Here is a 15761-nt window from a genome sequence, read left to right on the forward strand (position 1 = left end):
TAGAGGGCTAGGTGCTTTTTTCATGTCAAAAACAGAATCAGCACAGCGCCAGTGCCTCCAGGCAGCGGTGGCGGTGTGCGGCGCCGCTGTCCGGTGCAATCTGCTGGCCGGGCAGGCGCAGGCCGTATTCCACGCCCAGCCGGTCGGCCTGCAGCACCCAGGCCGTGAGGCGCGAGACGCGGGCCTCCGGGTCCTGCAGGCCGGTGGCAGCGCCGTCCAGCCAGAGTTCGTGGTGCTGCGCCTGCTGGGTGTCGCGGCTCACCAGGTCGTCGGTGCCGGTGGCAAGCGACTTGGCGGCCTTCTTCCAGACCACCAGCTTGAGCGGGTCACCCCGCCGGTACGCGCGCACGCCATCGAATTCCCCGATGCCGCGCGCCGGTGCCTGGCCGCCGCTGCCCGAGCGTGGCTCGCCGGCGGGCAGCGCAGGGGCGCCCACCTCCGGGCGCGGGTAGACCAGCAGCTGCGCGGCGGGCTGCCACAGCGTCCACACGCGGAACGTGCCCAGCGGGTAGCGCGTTTCCGCCATCAGCACGGGCACGTCCTGCAGCCCGCGCCGCACGGGCTGGAACGCCACCCGCACGGTGGCGGAGCCTTCGGCGGGCACGTCGGTCCAGGCCCATTCCGCGGCCTGGCCGCCGCGCACCGCCAACGCGATGCCGTGGCGCGTGGCGCGCCGCGGGTTGTGCAGCTGTACCTGCAGCAGCGCGCCAGCACCGAGGAACTGCGGCTGCGGCGGCACCAGGTGCAGCGTGAGTCCGCGCAGTGTGGCGTGGCACAGGTGCACGCCCACCACCACGCTGCCGGCGAGCAGGAAGGTGAGCAGGTAGCCCAGGTTGAGCTGGAAGTTGATGGACGCCACCAGCAGCACCAGCAGCGTGAGGGCCAGCATCCATCCCGCGCCTGTAGGCAGGATGTAGATGTTGCCCTGCGTGAGCGTGAGCGTGTCGGTGCGCCGCAGGCGTGCCAGCCACCAGCGCTGCCAGCGCGCGGCCACGGCACGCCAGGGCATCTGCCGCGGGGCCGTGGCACCGGGCGGTGCGGCCTGCTCGAATGCTGCGGGCATGGCGTCAGGGCAGGGGGACGGACTCGACCATGGCGCGCACCTGCTCCACGGCGCCGCGGCCGGCGTCGCCCACCGGCACCAGGCGGTGGGCAATGGTCTGCGGCAGGATGGCCTGCACATCGTCCGGCGCCACGTAGTCGCGCCCCTCGATGAGCGCCTGGGCCTTGGCCGCCCGCATCAGCGCGATGCCCGCGCGCGGCGACAGGCCCTGGAGGAACCAGCGGCCCGAGCGCGTGGCGGCGATGAGATCCTGCACATAGTTGAGCAGTGGCTCGGCCGTGTGCACGGCCAGCACCTGGTGCTGCAGCGCGGCCAGATCGTCCAGCGACAGCAGCGGCAGCAGGCCGTCCAGCATGTCGCGGCGGTCGCTGCCGGCCAGCAGCAGGCGCTCGGCGCCACGGTCGGGATAGCCCAGCGAGATGCGCATGAGGAAGCGGTCGAGCTGGCTCTCGGGCAATGCGAAGGTGCCCAGCTGGTCGTGCGGGTTCTGCGTGGCGATCACGAAGAACGGGTGGGGCAGGGCGCGCGTCTCGCCTTCCACCGACACCTGCTTTTCCTCCATGGCCTCCAGCAGCGCGCTCTGCGTCTTGGGGCTGGCGCGGTTGATCTCGTCGGCCAGCAGCACCTGGGCGAACACCGGCCCGGGGTGGAACACGAAGGCCTCCTTGCCACGCTCGTACACCGACACGCCGGTGAGGTCGCTGGGCATCAGGTCGGCCGTGAACTGCACACGCGCGAACTGCAGGCCGAAGGTGCGTGCCAGCGCATGGGCCAGCGTGGTCTTGCCAACGCCCGGTACGTCCTCGATGAGCAGGTGCCCGCCGGCCAGCAGGCAGGCCACGCAGTCCTGTACCTGCGCGGTTTTGCCCACGATCACCGTGTTAAGCTGATCCAAAAGCGACTTGATCTTCTGCTGTGCATGCATGGCGTGACGTTATCCGAAAACGATTGAGACACCGGGGAATGACTGTGAGCAAGACGGGCTATTACACCCACCGTGACTGCTGGAAGCACGAGATGGGCCCAGGACACCCCGAATGCCCGGCGCGGCTGGACGCCATCGAGGATCGGCTGCTGGTGACCGGCGTGGCCGATGCCTTGCAGCATTGTGAGGTACCGCTGGCCTCACTGGCCGACATCGAGCTGGCCCACGACCGCATGCACATGGCTGCGCTGCGCGGCCTGTCCGACCGTCTGATCGAGGAAGAGGCCGCGGGCGGACCGCCCTATGTGCAGGTGGACACGGACACCTCGATGAACCGCCACACCTGGACGGCCGCGCTGCGCGCCGCGGGCGCCGCACTGGCCGCCACCGACGCGGTGATGGCCGGAGAGATCGAGAACGCCTTTTGCAGCGTGCGACCGCCGGGCCACCACGCCACGCGCACCAAGGCCATGGGCTTTTGCTTCTTCAACAACGTGGCCATCGCCGCCAAGTACGCGCTGCAGCGCTACAACTTGAAGCGCGTAGCGGTGGTGGACTTCGATGTGCACCACGGCAACGGCACGGAAGACATCCTGGCCGGCGACCCGCGCGCGCTCATGGTGAGCATCTTCCAGCATCCGTTCTACCCGTACTGCGGGGACCAGGAGCCCGCGTCCAACATGCTCAACGTGCCCGTTCCCGCCTACACCAAGGGCATGGAGGTGCGCGATATCGTGGACATGGTCTGGATGCCGCGGCTGGAATCGTTCAAGCCCGAGATGATTTTCGTGAGTGCGGGCTTTGACGCGCACCGCGAGGACGACATGGGCCAGCTCGGCCTCAACGAGCAGGACTACGCCTGGATCACCATGCGCGTCAAGGATGTGGCCCGGCGCTTTGCCCGCGGCCGCATCGTGTCGTGCCTTGAGGGCGGCTACATGATGGGGCCGCTGGCGCGCAGCGTGGAAGCCCATGTGCGCGTGTTGGCAGACCTTTGATTCTTCCCCGCGCGCGCCGCGCGGTATTCGTACTCAGGAGACTTCGCCATGACTTCCTCCCCCTCCACGGCGGCCGGTGGCGGCCCACTGCGTGTGCAGCGCGACGATCGCGGCGTAGTCACCCTCACGCTGGATGACGCGCCGCGCTTCAACGCCCTCGGCCACGAGATGCTGGCAGCACTGCAGCAGGCACTGGACGATGTTGCGCGCGACGACAGCGTGCGCGTGGTGGTGCTCGCCGCGGCTGGCAAGGCCTTCTGTGCGGGCCACAACCTTAAGGATATGGCGGCCAACCCGGACTTGGCGTGGTACCAGCGCCTGTTCGCCCAGTGCAGCCGCATGATGCTGAGCATTCACAAGCTGCCCGTACCGGTGATTGCGCGTGTGCACGGCATGGCCACGGCGGCGGGCTGTCAGTTGGTGGCCCAGTGCGACCTGGCCGTTGCCAGCGAAAACGCGACCTTTGCGACCAGTGGCATCCACTATGGCCTGTTCTGCGCCACGCCCAGCGTGCCATTGGTGCGCAACGTACCGGCCAAGCGGGCCATGGAGATGCTGCTCACCGGGGACTTCATTGACGCGCGCACCGCGTTGGACCAGGGGCTGGTCAACCGCGTGGTGGCGCCCGAGTCGCTGGACGCCGAGGTGGAGTCGCTGGTGCAGTCCATTCTGCAGAAACCCCGTGTGGCCGTGGCCATGGGCAAGGCGCTGGTGTACCAGCAACGCGAACTGGGCCTGGACGCGGCGTACCAACTGGCGGGCCAGACCATGGCCACCAACATGATGGACGACGCCGCGCAAGAAGGTGCGCGCGCCTTTGCAGAGAAGCGTCAGCCGGCCTGGAAGCCGGCTGCTGATAAGGCCTGAGCCGAGGAGCGCCGCGCTGATGGAATGGTGGGAACGGCTGGCGGCCGACTTCCGGCTGTCCAGCCTGTGGCTGGAACTGGCGGTGCTGACCGGTAGCGTGGCACTTGCTTATGTGCTGAGCCGGCGGGCCGGTCGAGGACAGCCGCCGGAGTCGGTCTGGTTCGGCCGCCGCATCGTGGACGGGTTGATGTTTCCAGCGGTGGTGCTGGCACTGGTGTATGCGGCGCGCGTGGTGGTGGAGCATTACCAGGCGGTTTTCCTGCTGCGCCTGGCGGTGCCGGTGTTCACGTCACTGGTGCTGATCCGCTTCGTGGCACGCGTGCTGGCCATGGCGTTTCCGCGTTCAGGGCTGATGCGCCTGATGGAGCGCGTGCTCTCCTGGCTGGCCTGGGGCGTGGCCGCCTTGTGGATCGCCGGGCTGCTGCCGCGCGTGCTGCAGGAACTGGACGACATCCGCATCGCGTTCGGCAAGTCCAGCGTCAGCCTGCTGGCGCTGCTGCAAGGCGGTCTGTCCGCGGTCCTGGTGCTGGTGGCTGCGCTGTGGGCGGCGTCGACTTTCGAGCGGCGCGTGCTCGACCATGCGGTGGCCGACCTGTCCATGCGCAAGGTGGCGGTGAATGCCACGCGGGCGCTGCTGCTGTTCGTGGGGTTGCTGCTGGCGCTGGCCGCTGTGGGGGTGGACCTCACCGCGCTGTCGGTTCTGGGCGGTGCGCTGGGCGTGGGCCTGGGCTTTGGCCTGCAGAAGCTGGCGGCCAATTACGTCAGCGGCTTCGTGATTCTGCTGGAACGCTCGCTGCGCATTGGGGACAACGTGCGCGTGGATGGTTTCGAGGGCCGCATCACGGACATCAAGACGCGCTACACGTTGATCCGCGCGGGCAACGGGCGCGAGTCCATCGTGCCCAACGAAAGCCTGATCACCCAGCGCGTGGAAAACCTGACCGCGTCCGACCGCAAATTCAACCTCACGACCAATATCACCGTCGCCTACGGCAGCGATGCCGCAAAGGTGCAGCAGATCCTGTGTGCTGCGGCGAGTGCGCAAGCGCGCGTGCTGGGCGACCCGGCGCCCGTAGCCTTCTTGCTCGATTTCATGCCCGACGGGCTGGTGTTCAACCTCAATTACTGGATCAATGATCCGGCTGCCGGTACTGCCAGCGTGCGGTCTGCGGTGAACCTCGCGGTGCTGGAAGGCTTGCGTACAGCGGGTATCGAAATCGCACAGCCGCAGCGCGTGGTGCATGTCGTGGCTTCGACGCCGGGGCAGGATGGAGTCGCGCCGGCGGCATTGCCACCGGCGTAGGCCTCGACCTGCCATGAATGCACTGGCATAATCGTCAAAAAGCACGATCGTTCGTTTTTGCCTTGTGCACCATGTTTCCGTGACGGAAATGCTGCGGTGCGCAATAGAATGGACCGGTTTACGTAAACGTCAAGCAATCAACTATTGAAGGAGCCGCAGCAATGAAGGTTTTGGTCCCCGTCAAGCGCGTGGTGGACTACAACGTGAAGGTCCGGGTGAAGTCGGACGGCACGGGCGTAGACATCGCGAACGTGAAGATGAGCATGAACCCCTTTGACGAAATCGCCGTGGAAGAGGCGGTGCGGCTCAAAGAAAAAGGCGTGGCCACGGAAGTGATCGCGGTGAGCTGCGGCGTGGCGCAATGCCAGGAAACGCTGCGCACGGCGATGGCCATTGGCGCCGACCGCGGCATCCTGGTGGAAACCGATGCCGAGCTGCAACCCCTGGCCGTGGCCAAGCTGCTCAAGGCCCTGGTGGACAAAGAGCAACCGGGCCTGATCATCCTGGGCAAGCAAGCCATCGACGACGACGCCAACCAGACCGGCCAGATGCTGGCGGCCCTGGCCGACCTGCCCCAGGCCACCTTCGCCAGCAAGGTCGAAGTGGCCGGCGACAAGGTCAGCGTCACACGCGAAGTCGACGGCGGCCTGGAAACCCTGCAACTGACCACCCCGGCCGTCATCACCACCGACCTGCGCCTGAACGAGCCGCGCTACGTCACGCTGCCCAACATCATGAAGGCCAAGAAAAAGCCGCTGGACACCATCAAGCCCGAAGACCTCGGCGTGGACGTGGCCCCGCGCCTCAAGACCCTCAAGGTGGCCGAACCCCCGAAGCGCGGCGCTGGCGTGAAAGTGCCCGACGTCGCCACGCTGGTGGACAAGCTCAAGAACGAAGCCAAGGTCATCTAAAGGCAGGACAGGAGAAACAACATGACCGTACTCGTCATTGCAGAACACGACAACGCCAGCCTCAAGGCCGCCACCCTGAACACCGTCACCGCCGCACTCGCCTGCGGGGGCGACGTGCACGTGCTCGTAGCCGGTGAAGGCGCGCAGGCCGCCGCCCAGGCCGCCTCCCAAATCGCCGGCGTCGCCAAAGTCCTGCACGCCGACGGCGCCAGCCTGAAGGACGGCCTGGCCGAGAACCTGGCCGCCCAGGTGCTGCAGATTGCCGGCAACTACAGCCACATCCTGTTCCCGGCCACCGCCAGCGGCAAGAACGTCGCCCCGCGCGTGGCCGCCAAGCTGGACGTGGCGCAGATCAGCGACATCACCAAAGTGATCTCCGCCGACACCTTCGAGCGCCCCATCTACGCGGGCAACGCCATCGCCACCGTGCAAAGCGCGGACAGCGTCAAGGTCATCACCGTGCGCGGCACCGGCTTTGACGCGGCGCCTGCCACGGGCGGCAGCGCCGCGGTGGAAACCACCGCCGCCGTGGCCGATGCCGGCAAGAGCAGCTTTGCCGGACGCGAAGTCACCAAGAGCGACCGCCCCGAGCTCACCGCCGCCAAGATCATCGTCTCGGGCGGCCGGGCGCTGGGCAGCAGCGAGAAGTTCAACGAAGTCATGACCCCGCTGGCGGACAAGCTGGGCGCGGCCATTGGCGCCAGCCGCGCAGCGGTGGACGCGGGCTACGCCCCGAACGACCTGCAGGTGGGGCAAACGGGCAAGATCGTTGCGCCGCAGCTGTACATCGCGGCGGGGATCTCGGGGGCGATCCAGCACCTGGCAGGGATGAAGGACAGCAAGGTGATCGTGGCGATCAACAAGGACCCGGAGGCGCCGATCTTTGCGGTGGCCGACTACGGGCTGGAGGCCGATCTGTTCCAGGCCGTGCCGGAACTGGTGAAGGCCCTGTAAGCCGCTGCGCCGGCAAAAAGGCATCGCTTGCGATGCCTTTTTTTTGATCACATTCGTACCGTTTTGAGTTGGAGACACCCATGAGTTACACCGCCCCCGTCAAGGACATGCTGTTCGCCATCGAGCACTTGGCACGCATCGACCAGGTCGCGCAGATTCCCGGTTTCGAGGACGCTGGTCTGGACACGGCAGCTGCCGTGCTGGAAGAATGCGCGAAGTTCAACGAGGGCGTGGTGGCTCCGCTCAATGTGGTTGGCGACGAGAAACCCTCCTGGTTCAAGGATGGTGCCGTGACCACCACGCCGGGCTTCAAGGAGGCCTTCAGCCAGTTCGCCGAAGGCGGCTGGCAGGGCTTGCAGCACCCTGCCGACTTCGGCGGCCAGGGCCTGCCCAAGACCATCGGTGCGGCCTGCGTGGAAATGCTCAACAGCGCCAACCTGAGCTTTGCGCTGTGCCCGCTGCTGACCGATGGTGCCATCGAGGCGCTGCTCACGGCCGGCAGCGACGAACTCAAGGCCACCTACCTGGAAAAGCTGGTCACGGGCGAGTGGACCGGCACCATGAACCTGACCGAGCCGCAGGCAGGCTCCGACCTGGCGCTGGTGCGCACCAAGGCCGATCCCCAGCCCGACGGTACGTACAAGGTCTTCGGCACCAAGATCTTCATCACCTATGGCGAGCACGACATGGCGGAGAACATCGTGCACCTGGTGCTGGCGCGCGTGGCGGGTGCGCCCGAGGGCGTGAAGGGCATCAGCCTGTTCGTGGTGCCCAAGTTCCTGGTGAACCAGGATGGCAGCCTGGGCGCGCGCAACGACGTGCATTGCGTGTCCATCGAACACAAGATGGGCATCAAGGCGTCGCCCACGGCCGTGCTGCAGTACGGTGATAACGGGGGCGCCATCGGCTACCTCGTGGGTGAGGAAAACCGCGGCCTCGAATACATGTTCATCATGATGAACGCCGCGCGCTACGCCGTTGGCGTGCAGGGCATCGCGGTGGCCGAGCGCGCCTACCAGAAGGCCGTGCAGTATGCGCGCGACCGTGTGCAAAGCCGCCCCGTAGATGGCAGCGTGGCCGGCAGCGCCGCCATCATCCACCACCCCGACGTGCGCCGCATGCTGATGACCATGCGCGCGTACACCGAGGGTTGCCGCGCCATGGCCACCACGGCTGCTGCGGCCTACGACGCCGCGCACCACCATCCCGATGCCGAGGTGCGCAAGCAGAACGCGGTGTTCTATGAATTCATGGTGCCACTGGTCAAGGGCTACAGCACCGAAATGAGCCTGGAAGTGGCCAGCCTGGGCGTGCAGGTACACGGCGGCATGGGCTTCATCGAGGAAACGGGCGCTGCGCAGTACTACCGCGACGCGAAGATCCTCACCATCTACGAAGGCACGACCGCCATCCAGGCCAACGACCTGGTGGGCCGCAAGACGGCGCGCGACGGCGGCCAGACGGCCAAGGCGATTGCCGCGCAGATAGAGGCCACCGAGGGCGAGTTGCGCGCCAGCGGCACGGCCGACGCTCAAGCAGTGGCCCAGCGCTTGGCTGCCGCACGCCAGGCATTCCTGGAGGTGGTGGATTTCATCGCCGGTGGCGCCAAGGCCCACCCCAACGACGTGTATGCGGGCAGCGTGCCCTACCTGATGCTGGCCGGCAATCTGGTGGCGGGCTGGCAGTTGGCGCGCGCGTTGCTGGTGGCGCAGGAGCTGTCCGCCAAGGGACAGGACGTGGCCTTCATGCAGGCCAAGATCGCCACGGCGCGCTTCTATGCCGACCACCTGCTGACCAAGGCGCCGGGCCAGCGCGACGCAATCGTGCACGGCGCGGCCAGCGTCACGGCTCTGCCGCTGGAAGCATTCTGAAAATTGCTTCTGTTTTGATAGCTGCTAGCGCTTACGGGTAAAGCGCTACAGCCCATTTTTATTATGGAGACCGTCCGAATGTCCAAACTGCCCCCAGCGTTGCAGAAACCCTCGCTGCCCGTCATCGGCTCGCCGCTGTTCATCATCAGCAACCCTCAGCTCGTGATCGAGCAGTGCAAGGCCGGCATCGTGGGCTCCATGCCTGCGCTCAACGCACGGCCGGCGGAGCAACTCGACGACTGGCTCGCCGAGATCACCGAGACGCTGGCGGCGTGGGACAAGGCGCATCCCGAGTCGCCCTCCGCTCCGTTCGCCATCAACCAGATCGTGCACAAGAGCAACGACCGGCTGGAGCACGACATGCAGGTCTGCGCCAAGTACAAGGTGCCGATCGTCATCACCAGCCTGGGCGCGCGCGAGGACGTGAACCAGGCCGTGCACAGCTGGGGCGGCATCGTGCTGCACGACATCATCAACAACAAGTTCGCGCACAAGGCCATCGAAAAGGGGGCCGACGGCCTCATCGCCGTGGCGGCGGGCGCGGGGGGCCACGCAGGGGTGAAGAGCCCGTTTGCGCTGATCCAGGAAATCCGCCAATGGTTTGACGGTCCGCTCGCGCTGTCGGGCTCCATCGCCTCGGGCGGCGCCATCCTGGCCGCGCAGGCCATGGGCGCGGACTTCGCCTATATCGGCTCGGCCTTCATCGCCACGCACGAGGCGCGCGCCATCGATGCGTACAAGCAGGCCATCGTCGAGGGCAACTCCGACGACATCGTCTACAGCAATCTGTTCACGGGTGTGCACGGCAACTACCTGGCGCCGTCGATCCGCGCGGCAGGCCTGGACCCCGACAACCTACCGGAGTCCGATCCGAGCAAGATGAACTTCGGTGGCGACGCCAAGAAGGCATGGAAGGACATCTGGGGCTGCGGCCAGGGCATCGGCAGCATCACCGAGGTCACTTCGACGGCTGAACTCGTCGCGCGCCTGCGCCGCGAATACCAGCAAGCGCGCGAGCGCCTGGCCCTGGGCTGATGCCCGCGCGGGGCTGCCACGTAGCCCCGTTGGCCCAACGGCGCCCCAGGGGCGCCGTTTTTGTTGATGCGCGTGCGCTGTGTAGCGGTCAGCAGCATCAGCGCAAAAGGCGCAAAATCTCGGGCTTGCCCGATTACCGTGAACCCCCGTCGCAGGCTTGTTGCCGGCACGGGGTTCCTGTTTTGAATGTCCCAGCACACCCCGTCTCATGCCTCCCGCAGTGCGTTGATCGACTGCACCAAAGGCCTGGCCTGCGCCGCCATCGTCTGGCACCACCTGGCGTTCTACGGGCCCATGTCCGACGTGGCGCGCCAAGCGGTTCCGGGATTGATCGACTGGCTCTACGAATACGCGCGCATGGCGGTGCAGGTGTTTCTGGTGCTGGGGGGATTCCTGGCAGCGGCCAGTCTGGCGCCGCAGGGGCTGGCGCGCTTTACCGACCCTGCCCAGCGCATCGCACGGCGCTTCGTGCGCCTGGTGGTGCCCTACGCGGTGGCGCTGGTGATCGCCATCGTCGTGCAGGCGGCCGTGCAACCGTGGTTCGACCACGCCTCGGTGTCCGACGTGCCGGACCTGGGCCAGTTGCTTGCGCATGCGTTGCTGCTGCAAAGCGTGCTGGACGAGGAGTCGCTGTCGGCCGGCGTGTGGTACGTGGCCATCGACTTTCAGCTGTTCGCCCTCACCACGCTGGTCCTGGCTGGCGTATCACGCGCGGCGGTGGCGCTGCGCGCGCGTGGTATGTCCCGCTACTGGCCCTGGGCCCTGAGCGGCGCGCAGGTACTCGTGGCGACGGGCGTCGCCGCCTCGCTGCTGTACTTCAACCGCGACGCCAATTGGGACGTCTGGGCGGTGTATTTCTTCGGCGCCTATGGCCTTGGCATGCTGGCCTACTGGGCCGTGCAGTCGCCCCGCGCGCTGGGAGCCTGGAGCTGGGCGCTGCTGATCGCGGCGCTGGTGGTGGCTGCGCTGGCACTGGAGTGGCGCCCCCGCATTGCGCTGGCCGGCGTGACTGCGCTGCTGCTGGTGGTGGCCATGCGCAGCCTGGCCATGCAGCGCTGGCAAGGCTGGGCACCGCTCAGCCGGCTGGGGCAGATCTCGTATTCGGTATTCCTCGTGCACTTTGCGGTGTGCGTGCTCGTCAACGCGGTGGAAAGCTACTTCTGGCCGCAGTCAGTAGCCGCGGCGATGGCGGGCATGGGCATCGCTTTCGTGCTGTCGATCGCCGCGGGACACCTGCTGTACGAGCGTGTGGAGCGCCACGTTCCCACATGGCAATCTGCGCTGCGCTGGCAGGCCGGACTCGTGGGAACCGGCCTGCTGACCACCGCGCTCATGGCAGGCCTGCGCTGACGAAAAAAAAGGCAGCCAGTCATGGCTGCCTCGGGTCTTGGGTGGTGCGATCGCGCTCAGCGATGCAGTTCACCCGCGTTCTCGGGTTGGAAATCAATGGCGTCCACGCGCACGGTGACCTGGCCGGTGGGACTGGGCATCTGGAATTCGTCGCCCACGCCCAGGCCCAGCAGTGCGATGCCGACGGGTGCGAACACCGACACCTTGTCGCCCGAGCCGTCCATCTCCTTCGGGTAGACCAGCGTCAGCGTGTTCGTCTTGCCGGTTTCCAGCAGCGTGAAGCGCACGGTGGAATTCATGGTCACCACGTTGGGGGGCATGTCCTTGGGATCGAACACGTCGGCGCGGTCCAGCTCGGCCTCCAGTGCCTCGCGGCCAGGAAAGGGCGCGGTTTGTTTTTCCAGCAGGGCTTCGATGCGCTCCAGGTCCAGGGACGACAGGATGATGTGGGGCTTGCGCTGCATGGTGTGATTCCCTTGTAAACGATAGTGAAAGCGCGTCTGCCGGGCAGCCGCGCTCAAACGGACAAAAGCCCGGGCAACGGGGTTGTCCGGGCCGAGGCATGTTCTCAAAAAAAGCACCAATTTGGTGCGGAAGTGGTGGATTGTGCGGCCTGGTGCCGCGTTTGCCAAGCGATCTCACACGCGCGCAGTGCGAATTGCGCTGCGCTTGCAGCCCTCCGGCAAATGGCGTAGGCCTTTGGATATTGCCAGAATAACTGTTTATTCATAAGGGGTATCTATTTAGCTCCAGTGACGTGAGAATAGCTGGATGGAAACCCAGATGCTAACGCCAACTCCTGGAGGGGACTACCCCCGCACCTGGAACGAATTTCTTGACTGGTTTGCCACCGAAGAGGCTTGCCAGGCGTTCCTGGAGAAGCTTCGGTGGCCCCAAGGCTTCGTCTGCCCGCGTTGCGGCAACGCTGGCGATGTGTACCGCGCCAGCCGCACCCGCCTGATGTGCCGCTCATGCCAGTACCAAGGCACAGTGACATCTGGAACCATCTTTGACAAGACGCGCACACCGCTGCGTGTCTGGCTGGCTGCAGCTTGGTACCTGACCAATCAGAAACAAGGCGTGAGCGCCCTGGGGCTGCAGCGCGTATTGGGTTTGGGGAGCTACCAGACCGCCTGGACCATGCTGCACCGGTTTCGACGTGCCATGGTCCGCCCGGGCCGGGACAAGCTCAAGGGGCTTGTGGAGGTGGATGAAACGTACCTGTCCATCACGGATCGCAAGAATCCCGCCACCCCTGCAGGGCGCAAGAGCAGCACCACCAAAGTGTTGATGGTCATGGCGGTGGAGATCGTGGAGCCCAAGGGGTTTGGGCGCATCCGGTTACGCCGCATTGACCGAGACGCCGCCACCCACGTAATCCCCTTTGTGCAGGAGGTGGTCGAGCCTGGAGCCCAGGTACGCACGGATGGTTCGGCGGCATACCGCGCTCTGGGAGAACTGGGTTACACCCACCAGCGCACCGTCATGCTCGGCTCAGGCGTACCTGCCCATGTCTCCATGGCGGGAGTGCACCGGGTCGCCTCACTGGTACAGCGCTGGGTGCTGGGAACACATCATGGCTCTGTACAGCCAGACCACCTGGACGCCTATCTCGATGAATTCGTGTTCCGTTTCAACCGGCGCACATCCAGCTCACGCGGGATGCTGTTTTACCGCTTGCTGCAGCAAGCGGTGGTTACGCCGCCAGTGACGTATGGGGATGTCGTGAGCAAGAACACCGGGGAGAGCCAATCGGATACCATTGCTGGATGAAATCACAGTATCAATGGGGCTGCTGGAGCTAAATAGATACCCCTTTTATTCATACAGTTATTCAATGCATTCCGAAGACGACCCCGCACCTTCCCCGTCTCCTGTCGTATGGGCGCCCGTGCAGCCGCTCAAGGGGCGGGGTACGGCCACGCGTATGGCCCACCGCTTTATGCGCGATGTGCGCGAGGCGTTTGACGACGGCTGGGGCGGGCCGGCGGAGGGTGTGACGGGCGACGAAAGTGCCGCGCCCGCCGCGCCGCTGACCCAGGTGATCTGGGAAGACGCGCGCAGCGCGCTGTGCGGCAATGATTCGCCCGACATTTTCTTCGAGCAATCGGTGAACCCTTACCGCGGCTGCGAGCATGGCTGTGTGTACTGCTACGCACGGCCCACGCACAGCTACCTCAACCTGTCGCCGGGGCTGGACTTCGAGACCCGCATCATCGCCAAGCGCAATATCGCCGAGGTGCTGCGGGACGAGTTGGCGCGCGCCAGCCATCGGCCTTCGGTGGTCAACATCGGCTCCGCCACCGACTGCTACCAGCCGGTGGAGCGTGAGCTGCGCCTCACGCGCGCGCTGATCGAGGTGATGCGCGATGCGCGACACCCGTTCTCGCTGATCACCAAGAGCAGCGGCGTGGAACGTGACCTGGACCTGCTGGCTCCGCTGGCGCACAGCCGGCTGGCGGCGGCCTACGTGACCATCACCACGCTGGATGCGCGCCTGGCCCGCGTGCTGGAGCCGCGCGCGGCCGCGCCGCACCGGCGGCTGCGCACCATCCGCGCGCTGGCCGAAGCCGGCGTGCCCGTCGGCGTGAGCGTGGCGCCGCAGATTCCTTTCATCACGGAGGACATGGAGCAGGTGCTGGCCGCTGCGCGCGATGCGGGCGCCACCTCGGCCTTCTACACGGTGATCCGCCTGCCGTGGGAACTCAATGCCCTGATGCGCGAGTGGCTGCAACTGCACTACCCGCAGCGTGCCGAACGCGTGCTGGCGCGCATTCAGGATCTGCACGGCATCGACGCAACCGCGCGTATCGCGGGCAAGAGCTACGACAGCAGCCACGCCACGCGCATGAAGGGCTCGGGCCTGTGGGCCGACCTGCTGCGCCAGCGCTTCGAGAAGACCTGTGCGCGCCTGGGCCTGAACCGCCAGCGCACGGAACTGGACCTGTCGCAGTACCGCCCGGCGCTGGCGCGCGGGCAGGGCGTGCTGTTCTGAGCGCGGTGCGCGCCGCGGCTAGCATGGGCGCTTTGCTGTGGGGAGGGAGTGCTGAATGCTGTTGATCGTAGGAACCATTCGCCTGCCGGCGGACGGGCTGGCCGCCGCGCTGCCGGCCATGCGGGCGATGGTGCAGGCCTCACGGGCCGAACCGGGCTGCATCGAATATGCGTATGCGCAGGATGTGCTGGACGCCGGGCTGATCCACGTGCATGAGCTGTGGCACAGCCAGGACGACCTGGACCGGCACTTCGCCAGTGCCCACATTGCGCAGTGGCGCGCTCTGTGGTCGGCGCTGGGCATCGGCGGGCGTGACCTGCGCGCTTACGCGGTGGGTGCGCCCCGCCCAGTGTGAGCGGTTTGGCGGGCGCCGGGTGTCAGACGGCGCATGACCTCGGGCGGCTCGGGTCACCGCGAAAGGGCGGCAGAAACGCGGCCAATCGCGGCCAGTCGCGGCGCAAGGCGCACCCCTCGTGCGGGCTGTAGCGGGCATCCGCAACGGCGCGCGGACAGGTGGGGCTGAACGAGAGAGCCGGGCGGTTCGTTCACACTGCCTCAGGCGCGCCCAACTGCTGCGCGTGGTGGCGCAGGTGGTCGTCGATGAAGCTCTGGATGAAGTAGTAGCCGTGGTCATAGCCCGCGTGGCGGCGCAGCGTGAGCGGCTGGCCGATGGCGCTGCAGGCCGCCTCGAACAGGTGCGGGTGCAATTGATCGGCCAGGAATTTGTCGTCCAGCCCCTGGTCGATGAGGATGCCGCCGGGGTAGGGCGCGAGGGGCTGGTTCTCCATGAGCACGGTGGCGTCGTGCTCTCCCCAGGAGGAGCGGTCCGGGCCCAGGTAGCCGGTGAATGCCTTCTCGCCCCAGGGGCAGCGCGTGGGGGCGCAGATGGGTGCGAAGGCCGACAGGCTCTTGAACCGGCCCGGGTGGCGCAGTGCCAGCGTCAGCGCGCCATGGCCGCCCATGCTGTGGCCAAACAGGCCCAGCCGGGCACCGTCGATGGGCAGGGCGTTGGTGACAAGCGGCAGCAGTTCTTCCAGCAGGTAGCTTTCCATGCGCCAGTGCGTGGACCAGGGGGGTTGCGTGGCGTCCAAATAGAAGCCCGCGCCCACGCCGAAGTCCCAGGCGTCGGCCTCGCCCGCCACGCCCGCGCCGCGCGGGCTGGTGTCGGGGGTGATGAGGGCCAGGCCCAGCTCTGCCGCCAGGCGCTGGGCGCCGGCCTTGGTGGGGAAGGTCTCCTCGGTGCAGGTCAGGCCCGCAAGGTAGAGCAGCGCGGGGACCTTTCCATCCGCACTCTCGGCTGCCAGCGCACGGGGCGGCAGGTAGACGGCGAAGCGCATCGGCAGACCCACTGCGTGCGATGCATGGCGGTAAAAGCGTTGCTCGCCGCCAAAGCAGGCGTGGGCCGAGAGTTGTTCCAGGGTGTCGGACATGGGCGTGTTGCTCCTTTTTAAGTAGCTGCTGGCGCTTGGTATGGGCGGGATTCAGTAAT

The 15761-nt window shown here is 66.6% G+C and carries 15 protein-coding genes; 11 read left to right on the plus strand and 4 right to left on the minus strand.

All coding sequences use genetic code 11. The features are described from left to right. Nucleotides 1-37: 37 nt before the first annotated feature. Nucleotides 38-1063 (minus strand): DUF58 domain-containing protein, encoded by a 1026-nt coding sequence (locus I3K84_RS01510; protein ID WP_196995361.1) that lies wholly within the window; start codon nt 1061-1063, stop codon nt 38-40. 4 nt (nt 1064-1067) lie between these two features. Then, nucleotides 1068-1988: a MoxR family ATPase gene (locus tag I3K84_RS01515; RefSeq protein WP_011805970.1), complete on the minus strand. Its 921-nt coding sequence runs from the start codon at nt 1986-1988 to the stop codon at nt 1068-1070. A 38-nt stretch (nt 1989-2026) separates the two neighbouring features. Here I3K84_RS01515 and I3K84_RS01520 point away from each other — a divergent pair, with 38 nt between their 5' ends. The 8 genes from I3K84_RS01520 to I3K84_RS01555 all read left to right on the plus strand — a co-directional run bounded on the left by I3K84_RS01520 (nt 2027) and on the right by I3K84_RS01555 (nt 11277). Continuing rightward, on the plus strand, nt 2027-2986 hold the full coding sequence (locus I3K84_RS01520) for a histone deacetylase family protein (RefSeq protein WP_011805969.1): 960 nt from the start codon (nt 2027-2029) through the stop codon (nt 2984-2986). Between the two features lie 48 nt (nt 2987-3034). Further along, complete coding sequence (locus I3K84_RS01525) at nt 3035-3853, plus strand: enoyl-CoA hydratase (protein ID WP_047350479.1); 819 nt, start codon at nt 3035-3037, stop codon at nt 3851-3853. Nucleotides 3854-3872: 19 nt separating this feature from the next. Further along, nucleotides 3873-5156, plus strand: a complete 1284-nt coding sequence (locus tag I3K84_RS01530) for a mechanosensitive ion channel family protein (RefSeq protein ID WP_011805967.1) — start codon at nt 3873-3875, stop codon at nt 5154-5156. 161 nt (nt 5157-5317) lie between these two features. Next, complete coding sequence (locus I3K84_RS01535) at nt 5318-6067, plus strand: electron transfer flavoprotein subunit beta/FixA family protein (protein ID WP_011805966.1); 750 nt, start codon at nt 5318-5320, stop codon at nt 6065-6067. 21 nt (nt 6068-6088) lie between these two features. Beyond that, complete coding sequence (locus I3K84_RS01540; RefSeq protein ID WP_015913713.1) at nt 6089-7021, plus strand: electron transfer flavoprotein subunit alpha/FixB family protein; 933 nt, start codon at nt 6089-6091, stop codon at nt 7019-7021. 80 nt (nt 7022-7101) lie between these two features. Then, on the plus strand, nt 7102-8892 hold the full coding sequence (locus I3K84_RS01545; RefSeq protein WP_011805964.1) for an acyl-CoA dehydrogenase: 1791 nt from the start codon (nt 7102-7104) through the stop codon (nt 8890-8892). Between the two features lie 78 nt (nt 8893-8970). Continuing rightward, nucleotides 8971-9927 carry a nitronate monooxygenase family protein gene (locus I3K84_RS01550; protein ID WP_011805963.1) on the plus strand — a complete coding sequence of 319 codons (957 nt, stop codon included), beginning with the start codon at nt 8971-8973 and terminating at the stop codon, nt 9925-9927. Between the two features lie 186 nt (nt 9928-10113). Further along, nucleotides 10114-11277 (plus strand): acyltransferase, encoded by a 1164-nt coding sequence (locus tag I3K84_RS01555; protein ID WP_196995362.1) that lies wholly within the window; start codon nt 10114-10116, stop codon nt 11275-11277. 56 nt (nt 11278-11333) lie between these two features. Here I3K84_RS01555 and rnk read toward each other — a convergent pair whose 3' ends face one another. Next, nucleotides 11334-11741, minus strand: coding sequence for a nucleoside diphosphate kinase regulator (rnk, locus tag I3K84_RS01560; RefSeq protein ID WP_015913710.1), 408 nt, complete (start codon nt 11739-11741; stop codon nt 11334-11336). Between the two features lie 307 nt (nt 11742-12048). On the opposite strand from rnk, the gene I3K84_RS01565 reads away from it, so the two are divergent. The 3 genes from I3K84_RS01565 (at nt 12049) to I3K84_RS01575 (ending at nt 14627) form a co-directional block, all read left to right on the plus strand. Beyond that, nucleotides 12049-13050, plus strand: a complete 1002-nt coding sequence (locus I3K84_RS01565; protein WP_011805635.1) for an IS1595-like element ISCsp2 family transposase — start codon at nt 12049-12051, stop codon at nt 13048-13050. A gap of 64 nt (nt 13051-13114) precedes the next feature. Then, nucleotides 13115-14272: a PA0069 family radical SAM protein gene (locus I3K84_RS01570; protein ID WP_196995363.1), complete on the plus strand. Its 1158-nt coding sequence runs from the start codon at nt 13115-13117 to the stop codon at nt 14270-14272. Between the two features lie 55 nt (nt 14273-14327). Next, the gene (locus I3K84_RS01575; RefSeq protein WP_196995364.1) at nt 14328-14627 is read left to right on the plus strand and encodes a putative quinol monooxygenase; all 300 of its coding nucleotides are present in this window, start codon (nt 14328-14330) and stop codon (nt 14625-14627) included. A gap of 190 nt (nt 14628-14817) precedes the next feature. On the opposite strand, the gene fghA is transcribed toward I3K84_RS01575, so the two are convergent. Beyond that, complete coding sequence (fghA, locus tag I3K84_RS01580) at nt 14818-15702, minus strand: S-formylglutathione hydrolase (RefSeq protein ID WP_196995365.1); 885 nt, start codon at nt 15700-15702, stop codon at nt 14818-14820. Between the last annotated feature and the right edge of the window lie 59 nt (nt 15703-15761).

Origin of the sequence: Diaphorobacter sp. JS3051 (assembly GCF_015832135.1) — a bacterium.
Taxonomy (GTDB): Bacteria; Pseudomonadota; Gammaproteobacteria; order Burkholderiales; family Burkholderiaceae_C; genus Diaphorobacter; species Diaphorobacter nitroreducens.